At 40.8% G+C, this 15,430-nt stretch carries 18 protein-coding genes; 4 read left to right on the top strand and 14 right to left on the bottom strand.

Features of this window, described 5'->3' with window-relative positions; all coding sequences use genetic code 11:
* Positions 1 to 354: 354 nt before the first annotated feature.
* Positions 355 to 747, bottom strand: coding sequence for a hypothetical protein (locus tag ACN6MT_RS05595; RefSeq protein WP_419955047.1), 393 nt, complete (start codon positions 745 to 747; stop codon positions 355 to 357).
* A gap of 219 nt (positions 748 to 966) precedes the next feature.
* On the opposite strand from ACN6MT_RS05595, the gene ACN6MT_RS05590 reads away from it, so the two are divergent.
* Complete coding sequence (locus tag ACN6MT_RS05590; RefSeq protein WP_419955046.1) at positions 967 to 1,377, top strand: helix-turn-helix domain-containing protein; 411 nt, start codon at positions 967 to 969, stop codon at positions 1,375 to 1,377.
* A gap of 265 nt (positions 1,378 to 1,642) precedes the next feature.
* Here the strand turns inward: ACN6MT_RS05590 and ACN6MT_RS05585 are convergent, their stop codons facing one another.
* Positions 1,643 to 1,918, bottom strand: coding sequence for a hypothetical protein (locus tag ACN6MT_RS05585; RefSeq protein WP_419955045.1), 276 nt, complete (start codon positions 1,916 to 1,918; stop codon positions 1,643 to 1,645).
* On the bottom strand, positions 1,915 to 2,304 hold the full coding sequence (locus tag ACN6MT_RS05580) for a single-stranded DNA-binding protein (RefSeq protein ID WP_419955044.1): 390 nt from the start codon (positions 2,302 to 2,304) through the stop codon (positions 1,915 to 1,917). Before ACN6MT_RS05580 ends, ACN6MT_RS05585 begins: the two co-directional genes overlap by 4 nt.
* Positions 2,305 to 2,566: 262 nt before the next feature.
* On the opposite strand from ACN6MT_RS05580, the gene ACN6MT_RS05575 reads away from it, so the two are divergent.
* Positions 2,567 to 2,998, top strand: a complete 432-nt coding sequence (locus tag ACN6MT_RS05575; RefSeq protein ID WP_063254783.1) for a YwpF family protein — start codon at positions 2,567 to 2,569, stop codon at positions 2,996 to 2,998.
* 36 nt (positions 2,999 to 3,034) lie between these two features.
* Here ACN6MT_RS05575 and ACN6MT_RS05570 read toward each other — a convergent pair whose 3' ends face one another.
* The 5 genes from ACN6MT_RS05570 to spoIIID form a co-directional block, all read right to left on the bottom strand.
* Positions 3,035 to 3,394: a hypothetical protein gene (locus tag ACN6MT_RS05570; protein WP_419955043.1), complete on the bottom strand. Its 360-nt coding sequence runs from the start codon at positions 3,392 to 3,394 to the stop codon at positions 3,035 to 3,037.
* Between the two features lie 110 nt (positions 3,395 to 3,504).
* Positions 3,505 to 3,930 carry a 3-hydroxyacyl-ACP dehydratase FabZ gene (fabZ, locus tag ACN6MT_RS05565; RefSeq protein WP_063254781.1) on the bottom strand — a complete coding sequence of 142 codons (426 nt, stop codon included), beginning with the start codon at positions 3,928 to 3,930 and terminating at the stop codon, positions 3,505 to 3,507.
* Positions 3,931 to 4,014: 84 nt separating this feature from the next.
* Positions 4,015 to 4,329, bottom strand: a complete 315-nt coding sequence (locus ACN6MT_RS05560; protein WP_063254780.1) for a DNA-directed RNA polymerase subunit beta — start codon at positions 4,327 to 4,329, stop codon at positions 4,015 to 4,017.
* 251 nt (positions 4,330 to 4,580) lie between these two features.
* A complete protein-coding gene (locus tag ACN6MT_RS05555) occupies positions 4,581 to 5,582 on the bottom strand; it encodes a rod shape-determining protein (protein WP_063254779.1) in 1,002 nt (333 codons plus the stop codon).
* Positions 5,583 to 6,116: 534 nt separating this feature from the next.
* Positions 6,117 to 6,389, bottom strand: a complete 273-nt coding sequence (gene spoIIID / locus ACN6MT_RS05550) for a sporulation transcriptional regulator SpoIIID (RefSeq protein ID WP_007086083.1) — start codon at positions 6,387 to 6,389, stop codon at positions 6,117 to 6,119.
* A gap of 529 nt (positions 6,390 to 6,918) precedes the next feature.
* On the opposite strand from spoIIID, the gene ACN6MT_RS05545 reads away from it, so the two are divergent.
* Positions 6,919 to 7,224: an MGMT family protein gene (locus ACN6MT_RS05545; RefSeq protein WP_419955042.1), complete on the top strand. Its 306-nt coding sequence runs from the start codon at positions 6,919 to 6,921 to the stop codon at positions 7,222 to 7,224.
* Between the two features lie 13 nt (positions 7,225 to 7,237).
* On the opposite strand, the gene ACN6MT_RS05540 is transcribed toward ACN6MT_RS05545, so the two are convergent.
* The 4 genes from ACN6MT_RS05540 to ACN6MT_RS05525 form a co-directional block, all read right to left on the bottom strand.
* Positions 7,238 to 7,684 carry a hypothetical protein gene (locus tag ACN6MT_RS05540; protein WP_419955041.1) on the bottom strand — a complete coding sequence of 149 codons (447 nt, stop codon included), beginning with the start codon at positions 7,682 to 7,684 and terminating at the stop codon, positions 7,238 to 7,240.
* 15 nt (positions 7,685 to 7,699) lie between these two features.
* Positions 7,700 to 8,464: a hypothetical protein gene (locus ACN6MT_RS05535; RefSeq protein ID WP_419955040.1), complete on the bottom strand. Its 765-nt coding sequence runs from the start codon at positions 8,462 to 8,464 to the stop codon at positions 7,700 to 7,702.
* 89 nt (positions 8,465 to 8,553) lie between these two features.
* Positions 8,554 to 10,542: a penicillin-binding transpeptidase domain-containing protein gene (locus ACN6MT_RS05530; protein WP_419956384.1), complete on the bottom strand. Its 1,989-nt coding sequence runs from the start codon at positions 10,540 to 10,542 to the stop codon at positions 8,554 to 8,556.
* Between the two features lie 159 nt (positions 10,543 to 10,701).
* Complete coding sequence (locus ACN6MT_RS05525) at positions 10,702 to 11,592, bottom strand: M23 family metallopeptidase (protein ID WP_063254775.1); 891 nt, start codon at positions 11,590 to 11,592, stop codon at positions 10,702 to 10,704.
* A gap of 120 nt (positions 11,593 to 11,712) precedes the next feature.
* Here ACN6MT_RS05525 and ACN6MT_RS05520 point away from each other — a divergent pair, with 120 nt between their 5' ends.
* Complete coding sequence (locus ACN6MT_RS05520) at positions 11,713 to 12,129, top strand: VanZ family protein (RefSeq protein WP_419955039.1); 417 nt, start codon at positions 11,713 to 11,715, stop codon at positions 12,127 to 12,129.
* A 27-nt stretch (positions 12,130 to 12,156) separates the two neighbouring features.
* Here ACN6MT_RS05520 and ACN6MT_RS05515 read toward each other — a convergent pair whose 3' ends face one another.
* Together ACN6MT_RS05515 and spoIID are read right to left on the bottom strand one after the other, a co-directional pair.
* Positions 12,157 to 13,113: a nuclease-related domain-containing protein gene (locus tag ACN6MT_RS05515; RefSeq protein ID WP_419955038.1), complete on the bottom strand. Its 957-nt coding sequence runs from the start codon at positions 13,111 to 13,113 to the stop codon at positions 12,157 to 12,159.
* Between the two features lie 1,234 nt (positions 13,114 to 14,347).
* Positions 14,348 to 15,376, bottom strand: a complete 1,029-nt coding sequence (gene spoIID / locus ACN6MT_RS05510) for a stage II sporulation protein D (RefSeq protein WP_063254772.1) — start codon at positions 15,374 to 15,376, stop codon at positions 14,348 to 14,350.
* Positions 15,377 to 15,430 lie beyond the last annotated feature (54 nt).

Raw genomic sequence — 15,430 nt, 5'->3', positions numbered from 1 at the left:
AGAGGAAAACAACATAAACAGATGAAAAATATAGGTACTATTGCGGTGCCTGTCACCACTCGTGGACATTTCAGCCATTTTGCCCACGTGGGGCGGACAGTTTGTTTCCATATGTTCTATTTACGCTATTATAATGGTGTTTAATTGAGTGGTTTGCACGCGCAGAGGGGAAAAAATTGGGGTTTTATTGTCTATTTTGTGAAATGCATGGTGAATGTTGGGTTGGAATTTCACTCGAATAACTGGAAAAGGGTCTCGAATTATTTCGAGACCCTTTTTTCCTGTTTTCTTTGTTATCTTCTTGTAATATTAGTCGAAATTTCCCTCTCACAAGCTCAGCTTTTATTACAAAACTTAGCCATCAAGTTTTTCATATGCATAGGCAGACAGAGCCCTAGGCCCCTCCTTTTCTCGCAGTCTCATTCTGTTCTTACCTGAAAGCATGATGAAAGCGACTTTGTTGTCTTCCATAAAGGCAAAGTTCGTGAATATATCGTAAGCATCGTCCTCAGAAAGCGGCCTTTCGCCTTCGATCAGCTGCAAGGATTGATGGTGACAGTTAAATTGGCAGTTATTCTCACGAATGAGGATGGTAACTCTTGATTGATGAAGAGGGATAGAATGGTATGACAGTTGTGAAGAAGGATTTTTTGAGAGCAGCATGGCATCGTAGAATTCCGGTTTTCCTTTGATATGCATTTCTAAGTGGCTCGGTCGTTCCCCAATAAATATTAACGAGTTTGGCATATATGTATATGACCTCCATTAAGACAAATATTTACATCTTTGTTTATTATTCGACAATAATTTTCGTTCTCCTTTTTTCTTCTATAAATCCAAACTTGATTAAATCCCGCATGTGCATTGTTTTCACATGAAACTCCGTGCATATACCTCACATTCGAACTATGACATTTCTTTTGCCGTTAAGTTAAAAACATCAATTGTTTATTGGCGGTGAAAAGGATGTCTTTATCGGATAAATTGCGCAAGCTGCGCGACAATCGAAACTGGTCCCAGCAAACCCTGGCAGACATGATGAATATGGACCGCTCGACAGTGAGTCGGTATGAAACTGGAAAAAGCATTCCCACCTACCAAACGGTCATCCGATTTGCTGATCTTTATCAGGTGGATAAGGAGTATTTAGTAGAGGAACTAGACCAACTGCTACCCAAGGCTGAGGAGCCTGGATACATGACAAAAGAAAGCCTGGAGGACCATGATTTGGGAATTATCCTCCAACTGCTCCAACAAGAACCTGATTTGAAAAGGAATCTACTTGATATCTTTCTTATGCCGCCCAAAAGGCGGGCGTTTTTTATCGACTTATTAACCTATCAGATTAAAGCTAGTAAAAAACATAAAAATATCTAAAAAAGTAGGCCGCTGATCGATTATCAGCGGCCTTGAAAAATAAAACACAGGGGGTTTTGTACTAGTTTACCCGACTCGAGAAAAGTTATACATATTATTAACAAAAAAATTCCGGCGCTTCGTGGCCGGAGAATGAGGATTAGTTTAGAGGATAATCGTTTATCTTTTAACAAAGGAACCTCAACTTTCGGGGAAAATTTTTAAAAAAAGGAACCGTTTTGTTTACCAAAAATAACCCAAGTGACGACGTCAGCAGAGAAGTTTTTCAGAAATGTGAGATGTGGTCGTGAATTTCGGATGGTGTATGTGTGTGCGGGTGTGTGGGGTAATTTCTGATTGGGCCCCAATCTCTTTCCTTTAGCTGCCCTTTCATAATCCATTCTAGCTGGCTGATTCTCTTTTGAAGGCTTTCGATGCTTTCATTCATATCATTGATCTTGATTTGTAGATTGCCATTATTTTTATTGGCTCGGCCAACCATTTTTATCAAACTTTCAAGCAGCTGCTCTAAACTAGTGGCTACATCATCATGATTTGTCAAAACGGAAGCTCCTCCTTCGTAACCGTCACCCTAACTGGCGGTGGCGATTCAGCGTTTGTATAGTTTGGCTTCGCCCCCAAGAATTGGATGGATTCGGCCACCACTTCTGTTACATACACACGCTTCCCTTCTTTATTATCATAATGACGGGTTTGAAGCCTGCCTGTAACACCGACAACAGAACCCTTTCGACAATATTGGACAGTATTCTCAGCTGCCTTTTTCCAAATGGTGCACTGGACAAAGTCTGCTTCAATTTCCCCCTGCTGGTTTCGGAATTGGCGGCTAACCGCCAGAGTCACAGTCGTGACAGGCAGCCCATCACTTGTTCTTCTTAATTCCGGATCCCGCGTAAGTCTTCCCACAAGCGTGACTTGATTGATCATACCATTTTCTCCTCTCCTTTTGATGGCTTAATCATAGACCTTGACCACTAGTTTGTAAAACGGTTAAATTCGGCTTTCAACCGTGTTTTTTGCTTCAAAATTGGTTTTTCACCCAGGTAAAATTGCCTTTTCTAAACAAGTATTTATGACCAAATATCCAAATTGTAAAATACGACAAATTTTTTTCGACATTTGCTTCTCGTACTGATATGTTATAATTTAGAAAATGTGACACGATAAACGGTAAACGGAGGTATTGCAGATGAAAACCTTTAAGTTAGTCGCTTTAGAAGTTGTTGAGGACGGGAATTCCATCGAAGTTCCATTAGAAGACGGATTAATTATCAATAAAGAAAATGAACGCGCTAGCTGGCTGCTTGAAGCCTATACTGATTTATCTCTTTACGACTACTTCCAAAAAATCCACGAACAAAGCCGCGAGGTGATTGTGCAAGCGGTAATAACAAAACGCGAAAACGACCCTGCCTACTTCCAAACCAAAATTGCTTCACTGCATAAATTCCAGAACCACGTAAGCGTCTTGTTTGAAGGCCGATTACGCCGCAATCGAAGTGATTACTCTGAACTTCTGCTCGACAGCCTGCTTGAAAAGGGCCTTGGCGGTCAGGCCTTGCTCGAAGAATTCAGGGACAAAATGAAGCGCAAACCAAAGCTCAAAATGAAACACGAATAGGAAAAGGACAGGCTGCTTTAGCCTGCCCCATGTCCTTTATTCGTCTTTGTTGTCGCGGTCGTTCATATCAATGTCGTCTTCCACAATATCTTCCCGTGGTGTATTTCTGTCTTTGGCCGGATCTTTATCAGTGTTCGTATTTTTGTCTTCGCTTTCTGGATAGTTGTTGTCGTTCAACCCGTTGTTATAACGGTTGTTGTTCATATTGTTATCGTTGTTATAGCGCGTGTTGGTGTTGTTTAAATCGTTATTGTTGTCTAGGTTGTTATTATCATCGAGCGGTGTATTGTCATTCGTTGGCGGCGGCGGATTGTTGTTATCATTATTATTACAACCCGCTAACATAGATCCTGATAGAAGCGCACTTGCTAGTAAAAAAAACAGCTTTTTCTTCAAACGTAAAAGCCCCTTTCCATAGGAAAAATATTGACCCTTTTATCGGTCTTAAGTTATTTTCCCCAAGTATGAAAGGACTATTACAAAAAAAATAATCGGAAAAACTCCGACTATTTTCCTAAAGCAAATGTGATTTCAGCTTCACATGCGACTTCTCCATCTACTGTTGCCACTGCTTTTCCTTTTCCAATTGGTCCACGTAAGCGAATAATTTCAACTTCAAGTCGAAGCTGGTCGCCAGGCTTAACTTGTCTTTTAAAACGACAGCCGTCAATTCCTGCAAAAAATGCCAGTTTTCCGCGATTTTCTTCTTTTTTCAAAACGGCTACTGCCCCAACCTGTGCAAGCGCCTCAACGATTAGCACACCGGGCATAACAGGATAATCTGGAAAGTGGCCATTAAAAAATTCTTCATTCGCAGTTACATTCTTAATTCCGACTGCCTTTACCCCTTCTTCTACTTCTAAAATCTTATCAACAAGCAAAAAGGGATAACGATGGGGAATGATTTCTTTTATTTGTTGTACATCTAACATAATTAGTACCTCCTCATAGGAACAGATATATACATTTTACTATTAAGAGCATACAAAAAGGAAGGGCAAGAAACCCTTCCTCGTTTATTTTTTTTCAACTAAATCAATAATATGTGTCCAAGTAGAGCCTTTTAACACATCTCCCGGATTCCCACCACCGAGTAAACCATAGCCAACCGCAGCACCTGCAACCAAAAAAACACCAGTAAAAATGACCAAAAGAACGACTCGAAGCCAAATGGGAATCAAACGAATCCGTACACGCTTATTTACAGCGTCTTCTTTTTGGGCTTTTTGAACGTTAGGGGTCTTTTGATTGGCAGGACCTTTCCGCTCATCGCCTTTTGTCTTTTTATACTCTTCCCTCGTTTTCACCTGGTTTAGATGATCTACTGACATTTCTTATTCCCCTTTAACCGAAATCCATCTATTGTCTTGGACAGATAGTTTGTCCATTCTTTTGTTGTTTTTTTTATATTATACTCTATTATAAAAAATATTTAGGGAATAAACAGCAATTTTTTGCTGAAAAAGTATTTCCATGGCAAAAAGTGGCGAAAAATCTTTGTTCCACGGTCATATAGATCCAAAATAAAAAGCCCAATGATTGAGGTCATTAGACTTTTAAATTGGTAAGAGGTCCTACCTTATTAACCTAGTTTTCGCTTTGGAATGCGGTCAATGTTGTCTAACATGATTCCTGTTCCAATCGCTACGCAGTCCATTGGATTTTCAGCCACTAAGACTGGTACTTTCAGCTCGTCTGCAAGTAATGCGTCGATTCCATGCAGCAAGGCTCCTCCGCCTGTTAAAATAACGCCGCGGTCGATGATGTCTGCAGAAAGTTCTGGCGGTGTACGCTCGAGAACACTCTTAGCCGCTTGAACAATCACGGACACAGACTCGCGTAATGCACCTTCGATTTCTTCTGAACGAACCGTAATCGTACGCGGTAAGCCGCTGACCATGTCCCGTCCGCGAATTTCCATTTCCTCCGAGCGTGATCCTGGGAATACAGTACCGATGTTGATTTTAATATTCTCAGCTGTGCGTTCTCCGATCAAAAGCTTGTACTCACGCTTGATGTGATTAAGAATTTCCATGTCGAACTTGTCGCCGGCCATTTTAATAGAGGAAGAAGTAACGATATCACCCATTGAAAGGACCGCTACGTCGGTTGTTCCGCCACCGATGTCGACAACCATGTTACCGCTTGGCTGGAAAATATCCATACCCGCCCCAATTGCTGCCACTTTCGGCTCTTCTTCTAGGTAAATCTTCTTACCTCCGCTTTTTTCAGCCGCTTCTCTAATTGCTTTTTGCTCAACACTTGTGATGTTTGTTGGACAGCAAATCAGAATACGTGGTTTTGATAAAAAGCCCTTCACGTTTAACTTATTAATAAAATGTTTTAACATTGCTTCTGTTACGTCAAAATCAGCGATTACCCCATCTTTCAACGGGCGGATCGCGACGATGTTACCAGGTGTACGTCCTACCATGCGGCGAGCTTCCTCACCAACAGCAAGAACACGATTCGTATTTTTATCTATTGCTACGACAGATGGCTCATTCAATACAATTCCGCGGCCTTTTACGTGGATTAACACGTTAGCCGTTCCCAAATCAATCCCAATATCCCTAGCAAACATTCTCTATTCTTTCCTCCTTGAAACGGTCATACTTTCCTAATTGCTAATTGTACCATATTCCATAAAAATTCCATACTATTATCCCAAAAAACGTAGAAATTTGTCGGAAAAAATTTATTGATAGAGAATACATGCCTTTTTTACCATTAGGCTGTGGATTTCATTAATTTTAAGTATGTAAAAATAGACGGAGGAATTCCGCTAAAATTAATAATTCTTTATTAAAAAAGCTCAAATAAACGGAGAGATTCCGCCTATTGGCTTGAGAATTTCAAAAATGTGATGTTTTGCTTTACATAACCGAAAACCTTCGCTTAGCTATTCCCAAAAAAGCTCCATTCTGCATTAATCCGGAAATTCTCCGATTATTTTACTCATGCTGGTTTCTGATGCGCAAATCAACAGCATTATATAACACAGCCAACATTAAAAATGGCCCTTTTCCCGACTATCTTAGAATGCTCCAAGAAGTCATTTGAAAATGGCCATTTTAAAACATTTTTCTTTATTGCAGAGATTCTTCTGAAAGTCGGCCTATTTAACAGCCTCACCTTCTTTTTCTTCCTTCTGGTACTTCATTTTCGTTGCTTCTCCACCCCGGAGATGTCTGATCGATTTATGATAATCTAAAATCTCTTTTACTTCATTTGCCAGTTCAGGATTTATTTCAGGAAGCCTCTCTGTCAAATCTTTATGGACAGTACTTTTGGATACGCCAAACTCCTTCGCAATAACACGAACCGTTTTTCTCGTCTCCACGATATACTTTCCAATCTTGATAGTTCTCTCTTTGATGTAATCGTGCACACCACTCGCCCTCCCTAAATTGGATGTGAGAAGTGCGAAATGAGACCCGCTTATCACTAAGACGAAATACTGTTTCCACATAACTGTCCACCTCAGGTGGAAAGTGTCCACGAGCGGTGCCTGTCACCATTTATGCAATTATGCGGCAATACGATGAATAATCATGTCCCCAACTAAATCCACAAAAATCTCAAACGACTCTGCACCTCAAACACTCTCTTTGTAAAGGTTTGTAACCATTTTATTAGCTTGGATACGAGAATATGCACGAATTATCCAAACAGGACCAGATTTCCTGTAAATTATTTGAAAAATCGGAAACTTTAATCGAAAATTAATGACAACAGTGCCTTTTTCGACACCGCTGCGAAAATGCTGTAATGCGCATGGCAATAGGATTAAGAGAGGAAATATAACACGTGATTTGATTATTTCCTGAGAAATTTGTCGCGAGAAATTGTCGAATGAAAATTTTACTGAAAATAATTTTATTTTATAATAGAACAAGCAGACAGAAAGGAATTGACCGATGCAGCCTTTTACAGAAAGAGTTATTGAGATAATAAAACCGATTCCCGAAGGAAAGGTGATGACCTATGGACAAATTGCCAGAGAGGCTGGGAGCCCGCGTGCAGCACGTCAGGTTGTCCGCGCCCTACATTCAATGAGCAGGAAACATCGCCTTCCCTGGCACCGTGTCGTCAACAGTAAGGGGCAGATTGCCCTCCAGGATGATGAGTCCTATCATGAGCAGCTATTCTCTCTTGAAAGCGAAGGGATAGAAATTGGACTCAACGGAACCATCGACCTCGAAAAATACCAATACCACCCCTAATGAGGTGGTATTTTTATATTTTGGTCAGCCCGAGCGCAAGATGGTCCCAGAGGATTTTTTCAACCAATTCTCCTTTTTGATCTTCACATCGAACCATAAGGACAATTTCAGATGTAATATGTTTGCCGCCCCGTTTAGATTTTTTTAGCATTAGCATTTTAATGAGAAATCCCAAAAGGATACCAGAAACCGCTCCAATGATCCCCCAGAGAATCGGTCCCCATTTCAGTTCATATCCATATATAGCTCCTAACAGCATCAAACAGGTTCCTAGAATCGCAGGGCCGTCAAATAAACTAAAACCATCCGATTTATGTATCGTATCAAATAGATTTCTTAGTTCTTTTCGCTTATCAAGCGGAGCGGCTAAAATCAACTCCTTCGAGATCCCCTGCTCCTCTAAAGCTGTAATCGCTAACTCAATGTAAATGGAATTCTCAAAAGTAGCAATAACAAACATCTACTCAACCCACTTCTAAATAGGAAATTTAAACTCTTTATTTTGGTAATTTTTCCGCAAAAATTTTTTCATCTCTTTTTCAAAAAGAATATTGTAATCAATCGTCCCGATATATGCGTCGTAATGAATAAAAAAATAGATTGAAGGTAAATACATCGCCCATTGAATTTCAAAAATGTCTTTCGCTAAATCAAATTCTCCTACCATGGTAAGGTGAATAGCCTGTGGCAGATGTCCAAAATACATGATTGCCACCGTGTAAGCAAAGATAAAAAATCCGACAATGACTTTGTGAATATATAAATGTCCTAGCCCTGGAAACAATACCGACCACAGAACGGCGACCCATGGTTTTCGCTTATCGAGATAATTAATATCCCACGTCCCAATCGCAATCGACTGTATTGGCGCGTCCTCTCGTTCGGCTAAAATGTATTGTTTATTCATGTCTACCGCCTGTCGGTACCCGTCCCAAATTCCAAACATATAGATCGCCACATACAGCATCAGCCATTGTTCGTCGATCACATCCATTGCTTTTGCAAAATCACCCGTTAATGAATAAAATATTCCAAGATTTATTTTTGCATTATGATTAATAAAGGTTTCCCAGAGGATGAGGATAAGTCCGGCAATATAACGATGGAGCAATAAATGGCCAAAGCCTGGATAAGAAAATGAAAAAAACGCCACCACCCATGGGTTCCTGGGGTAAAGTACAGTGGTTGAAAATTGAGTTAAATACGCTCTTTGTCTTCGGGTTTGAGGATATTGGCTCAATTTAATTCTCCTGTTTTTTTAACTATTATTTTTGCTTTTTTCTGGTCCAAATATCCTAAAAAAAAACAGAAACCAAAGACTGGTTCCTGTTACTTGAGCTCCATAAAGACATTTTTCACTTTTTTGACTGGAATCTGCGAACCGCCGCGATCCAGAACATTTTCGACCACCATCGCAACCATCACACTTGGTGAGTTGGAGTTGTAAGCAATGAACCAGCCGTTCTCCGTCCCTTTTTCACCTTGCTTTTGTTTGATTTCAGCGGTACCGGTTTTACCTGCGAGCGGGTAGTCTGCCATATCTGCAGAATGTGCTGTCCCTTCCGAATCACCAACTACCTTTCGTAACTGCGATGAAAGTGTTGCTGCGATTTCAGGTGGGATAACTTGCTTTTCACTTTTTTCTGTATCTAGAAGAAGACTTGGTTTAATCATATTCCCCCCATTTACAAATGGAGTATAGGTTTGCAGCAAATGAACAATGCTCATTTGAATTTGCCCCTGCCCGTAGCCGGAGTCTGCTAAGGCGATTTCTTTATCCAAATTACCAATTGTTGATTTTTCAAGTGGGAACGGATAGTCCGACTCTTCTTCAAAGCCAAATTCCTTCAACCCAGCACTGAAATTGTCTTTACCAATTCCTAATGCCGCCTGTGCAAAATAAATATTATCTGAAAACACCATTGCTTTTTCTAAATTAACTGGGTTCGCTTCATGGACTCTCGTGACAAAATAATTGCCCCATGAGGCACTCTTTTGCCATTTCAAATCCTTAATATCCATTGTTTGCTCTGGTGTAATAATGTTATTCTTTAGCCCGATGGACGCTGTGAGCGGCTTGAACACAGAACCAGGTGCATATGCTTTATTAAATCTAGTTGTCATCGGCTTTTGTGGATTTTCCTGTAATTGGTTCCACTCGTCCGTTGAGAAGCCCAGGGTGGCTTGATTTGGGTCAAACGATGGAGAGCTTACAAGTGCCAGCGTCTCGCCTGTTACCGGATTTATCGCCGCTCCTGCGCCTGCCTCACCGCTAAGCTGGTTGTATATCTTCATTTGCAGCTCAATATCAATCGTAAGCTTTAGATTCTGGCCATCCTCGACCGGCTTTTCAGCGAGTACTTCGCTTGTGCCATCCGGTTTTTTAATCGTGATTTTTACACCGCTTTTTCCTTTAAGCTGCTCGTCAAACACTTCTTCGAGCCCTCTTTTTCCAATGATGTCTGCACTTGTATAACCTTTATCCTTTAACTTTTCCAGCTCCTCAGCGGTTATAGAACCAACATAACCGATTAGATGTGCTGCCGTTTCCTTAAACGGATAAATTCGGGCCTCTACCTTTTTCGTTTGGACAGGTTCTAAGGCGATTAATTGTTGGATACGCTCCTGATCCTCCATCGATACCTTTTTTAACGGTACAAACAAGTCCGGCTTTACCCAACTGGCGGTTAGCGCCTTGTTGATTTTCTCCGGTGTCATCTTTAACAGGCTGGATAATTGCGCAATGACAGGCCCTTCCTGCCCCTCCATCTTCCCAGGAACCACGCCGACTTCGTATACCTGCCCGTTATAAGCAAGCGGGTTGTCTGCCCGGTCAAAAATTTCGCCGCGCTTAGGCTTCACACTGCTGATGCCAATTTTGTCGCCATCTTTCAACTGTGGAAAAATATACGTCGTGTTCCAGTCGACATACCAGTTATTCTTTTTGTCATGTTCTTCTTTTTTCATCTTTGCTTTGTGTGTAAATTGGATTTCTCCACCAATGCTGTTCATGGACGCGGAAAAGTCATACGTGACGGTGTCTACGTCCTTTGCCAGTTCTTCTTCTTCCGGTTTTTTGAAGGTCATCTTGAGGTCTTTAATTTGCAGGTCGTCGTAGATTTTTTGATAGCGGTTCGTGAAGTCTTCCTTCGAGATTACCTCTTTTGAACCTTCCGTTAGGTAATCATACATCTTATCAAACTTTTGCTCATTCCATAGCTTTATGTAGGCGTCAAACCGGTCCTCGGGCGTCGGCTCCTTGCTGCAGCCTGCTGTAACAACAGCGAACAATACAGCCATTAACAGCAGCACCATCATCTTTTTCAAAAAAACTCCCCCCTTTTATTACCATTTTAACATATTTAAGTAAAGGTTGTTTTCTTAAAGATTGTGGTTGAAATCCTAAAGCGGCTTAAGAAAAGAGCCACGGCAAAAAAAAAAAGAGGAAGGTAAATTCCCCTTTCCCCTTTGTTACTATTAAGAGTTTGTTTTTTCTGTAGAATTTGAAGATTCGTCATCGGATGGAGTTTCATCTTTAGATGGCGCTTTTTCATCTTTAGATGGAGTTTTTTCATCCTTAGATGGAGCTTCCTCTTTCGCAGGAGCTTCTTCTTCACCAGTTGGTTCTTCTATCATTTGTTGCTTTGGATTACTTACTGATTTTTGTTCCGTTGTATTGGCGTCATGTAAATCACTTACTGGTTTATTGAAAAATTTAGTCGGATTAACCGCTACACCATCTTTACGGATTTCAAAATGTACATGCGTTCCAGATTCTTCATCAAACAAGCTTTGTCCAGCCATGGCAACAACTTGTCCTTGTTTAACCTTATCGCCAACCTCAACCTTAACATCTTTAACGGATTGATATTGTGTTACAATACCTTTATCGTGTTCGATTTCAATGACATTACCAAGGGTAGCGTCTTCTTCTACTCTCGTAACTGTTCCACTTAGGGCAGATACTACTTCAAATGTTTCGCCATCTTTCGATGTGAAGTCCACACCAGTATGCGGAACATAGGTATTGTTGTAAAATACTAATGCTGCTTCCTGTTTGTCTTCACTTGCGTTGAAATCATAGAATTCCATTTTGACAACGGCACTCATTGGATCCTTCACAGGCATTTTCAAGTTCTCTAAGCTCGAGTTCACTTCAAGTGCTGGAGTATCGTTCTTCTTACCTGTTAGGTCTGAAGACTCGTAACCGTACTTGTCTGTTGCGTTGTCGCTGCTTTGATACCAAAGGACTGCTGTCAGAATGATTGCTGCACTTGCGATATAAATGGCTGGAAATACCCAACGCTTTTTGAAAAAGCGTTTTACACTGGAACTTTGAGAAGATCGTTTGTTTTCTTCCTCTCTCATTTTCATCACCTCAGCAATCATTCTGAACAGATAAGTAGAATTATATACACTAGCAAAAAAATTTTTTGTACTTATTTTTCGATAAACCCTATTTTTTTATGCATAAAGGAGGAAATTTTTTTGAAATACGTATTACGACTACTTCCGGTTGCCTATATGGCAGTCATTTGGATTATGTCGAGCCTGCCATCCAATCACTTTGTGGAACTCCCGGATTCAGAGATTGACCGCTTTATAAAGGAGTCCCTGCATTTGATAGAGTTCGCGATTCTATATGTATTGCTAGTTTTGGCCATCCTTACTCGTAAGGGTGAGTTTACTGCGCGGTTAAACATCCTTTGCGCCGTCATAGCCGGGCTTTACGGGCTGACAGACGAGATCCACCAATCCTTCTACCCTTATCGCTCTGCTTCCTGGTTTGACCTTGTTAAGGACGTCACAGGGATATTGGTGTGTTTTTATTTCATTCAGGGAGCGCTGTTTAAAGGCCGATTTGTGAGGTTACGGGATATGCTTGGGATTGTGAGGAAGTTTTAGCCACTGCGTTTTTTGCGCGGTGGTTTTTTATTGGTGATAGATTTTGGATTTGAAAGTTCCTGTACTTTTTAGGTTTGCTGAATTTAAATAATGATGAGCCATTTTCGGTGAATCGATTTGTAAAAATCTGCGTGCCTCTGCATTAGTAATGGTGGGGCTAATGAAATGAAAGTAATCTTGGATGGTGTTTAGGAAGGCTGTTTTTGATTGTGTTCGACATGTTGGACATTTCCACGTCCCGGCATAATATTTCATGGGTAAATGATCGCAATTGGGGCAGTGAACGCCTGTTAGTATATCATTGTGTGAAAGATGATACTTTTGGAGAAGGTCGATAGTTTCAGGAGTGTGATTGGCTAATAGGAGTTTGTTTATTTTTCTCAATTCTTTTTCGTCTAGTAATTCAATCTTGAATTCATTGTCGATTTGATCAATTCTCTCTAACAAATATTCGCTATTACATACGTTCCACTTGTATTTATTGTCCTCTTGGATGATGATATTAGAATTTTCATTACTGTTGACGAATAAATACTGGATGGGTATACCCGTAATATTCTGCAGCTTAAGCCATTCCCTCAACTTAAACGCCTGTAACCTTGCTTGAAAAATAGGATTTTTCGTTCTTTCCAATTTGCCATTATTATCGGTCATAGTCTGATGAAGAACCTTTTCGAAGTGCCAATCCCTTGCCCAATTCTTCACTTCAAGCACCAAAGCAAAGTAGGCACACAGGATGAGGATATCTATTTGGAAGTAATAGTTGCCGTAGAATAATCGGAGGTCGTGATAAATTTTGAATTTCATGTTTGATATTGGTTCGAGGTGGAAGTTCATAACTGATTCCTCTCCACTAAAACCAGTTATGCGGTTATTCATATCGGTCATCACTTCTAATTTTGTGATATGACTTTCTGATAATCTCCTTTTTAAAATATGATACTTTTCCAGAATTGGCGGTGGCACACATGGTTTAGCTATCATTCGCAGCATTCCTTTCTATTTTTGTCATTCATTCTACTTTTTAGTGTGGAATTCCTTTATAAAAGTTGTTACAGAAATAAGGAGTTTTTGTGTACCTGCCAAAATGTGCGCTTTACCTGCGTATTTTGATTGCTTACCTGCACGGATTTCATTTTACCTGCATTTTTGCTTTGTTTATCTGCCTGAGTAATTAGGCCGCTCTGGCATGCATTGAAATAGCTAGGCTGCGGCTTGGCTTGGGTATTTAAATAACCAATATTTGGATATAAATCTCAAAATTACGCATAATCACTGATTCAGGTGCGCTTTTTTAGTTACCTCTTTATATTAAAAATCCTCTACCTGCCAAAATATGTTCCTTACCTGCGGATTTTATTTGCTTACCTGCATAGATTCCTTTTTACCTGCATTATTGCTTTGTTTATCTGCCTAACTAATTCAGCCACCAACACCCAACATTGAAATAGCCAGGCCGCGGCCTGGCTTAGGTATTTAAATACCCAAAATTTGGATACTAACCTCAAAATTACGCAAAAATTACTGATTCAGGTGCGCTTTTTTGATTTACCTCTTTATATGAAAATCCTCTACCTGCCAAAATATGTTCCTTACCTGCGGATTTTATTTGCTTACCTGCATAGATTCCATTTTACCTGCATTTTTGCTTTGTTTATCTGCCTGACTAATTCAGCCGTCCACACCCAACATTGAAATAGCCAGGCTCAGGTATTTAACTACCCAAAATTTGGATATCAAAATCGAAATTACGCATAAATCGCAGATTCAGATAGGCTTTTTTAGTTATCTCTTTATATTAAAAATCCCCTACCTGCAAAAATATTTTCCTTACCTGCAGATTTTATTTACTTACCTGCATAGATTCCTTTTTACCTGCATTTTTGCTTTGTTTATCTGCCTAACTAATTCAGCCGCCCACCCCCAACATTGAAATAGCCAGCCTGAAGTATATAAACACCTAAAATTTGGATACTAATCTCAAAATTACGCATAAATCACAGATTCAGGTGCGCTTTTTTAGTTACCTCTTTATATAAAAATCCCCTACCTGCCAAAATATGTTCCTTACCTGCGGATTTTATTGGCTTACCTGCATAGATTTCATCTTACCTGCCTCAGTTTACCTGCCTAACAAATTCAGCCCCCGCCGCCACCCCAACCGCTACAACACCACATAAAAAAAACCAGACCCCCATGAGGCCTGGCTCCGATAAACTTATTTCTGCGCCGTAATCGTCGCGATCATGCTATCCGCTGAGGTCACCTCAACACCCTGATAGTAATGCTTTACAATCTCTTGATAATCCTTCCCAGCAGCAGCCATGCCGTTTGCGCCATACTGGCTCATGCCAACGCCGTGTCCGAAGCCGCGGGTGGTAATCACAATGCTGTTTCCTTTCCGTTCCCAATCAAAGTCAGACGACCTTAAATCCAATTTTTCTCGTATTTCCTTCCCGCTCAGGACCTTCCCATTAAAATCAACCTTCGCGACCCGCTTCCCAGCAGTACGCTCAACAATTTTTCCAATCGTCCCGCTCGTACCGACCTTAACGCCGAGGGCCGATTCAAATTGTTTGACGGTAACTTCTTTCACCGAATTAAATTTTGGAGAGTTTTTGTCCCATGGGCTTGATACGCTGCGCAAGTAAGGCATTTCGTTGTTCCAATAGTCCTCGGAGTTTTCGGTGTAGCCATTGCTGGTGGAGAAGAAGGAGGCATCGATGGCCTGACCGTCATAGGTTAAGATTTGACCACTCGTTGCACGAACGGCTGAAAGGATCTTCGCGTAGTTCGATTCAAATTCCATTCCCCAGTTGTTTCTCATTTGCGCTTCACTGAGATAGACCTGGTGGATTTGCGTATCCGTCACCTGTGCGCCTTCTGGAACTCCAATCTTGTCATCACTAAGCATTTTTTTTACGATATAAGTTCTAGCTGTCAGGGCTTGTGCTTTCAAAGCTTCCTCCTTGAATTCAACAGGCATTTCAGCTGCCACTACCCCAACCAGGTAATCTTCTAGTGGAACGTTATCGATTTGTCCGATGGAAGAGCGGTAAACGGCCACTTCCACTGCTGCGTCTGCTGTAGAGGTATTTTCGGTATTTGGGGCTTTGTTGGACAGGTCTTCACCTAATTTACCGCTGACCTTTCCATCCCCAAAAGGCAATACTAAAATGGCTGGAATGAGTAAGGTGAGGGCAAATAAGAATGACGCTAGTAGGATGAGTGGTTTGAATTTTTTCATGTAGGAGCCTCCAATTATGAAATTTGCGCACCCTTCTTGGGCTGCTTTCTCATT

Origin of the sequence: Neobacillus niacini (genome assembly GCF_048572935.1) — a bacterium.
Classification (GTDB): Bacteria; Bacillota; Bacilli; order Bacillales; family Cytobacillaceae; genus Neobacillus; species Neobacillus niacini.
Note: the sequence above shows the minus strand (reverse complement) of the source record. Positions and strands in the feature narration are given on the sequence as shown.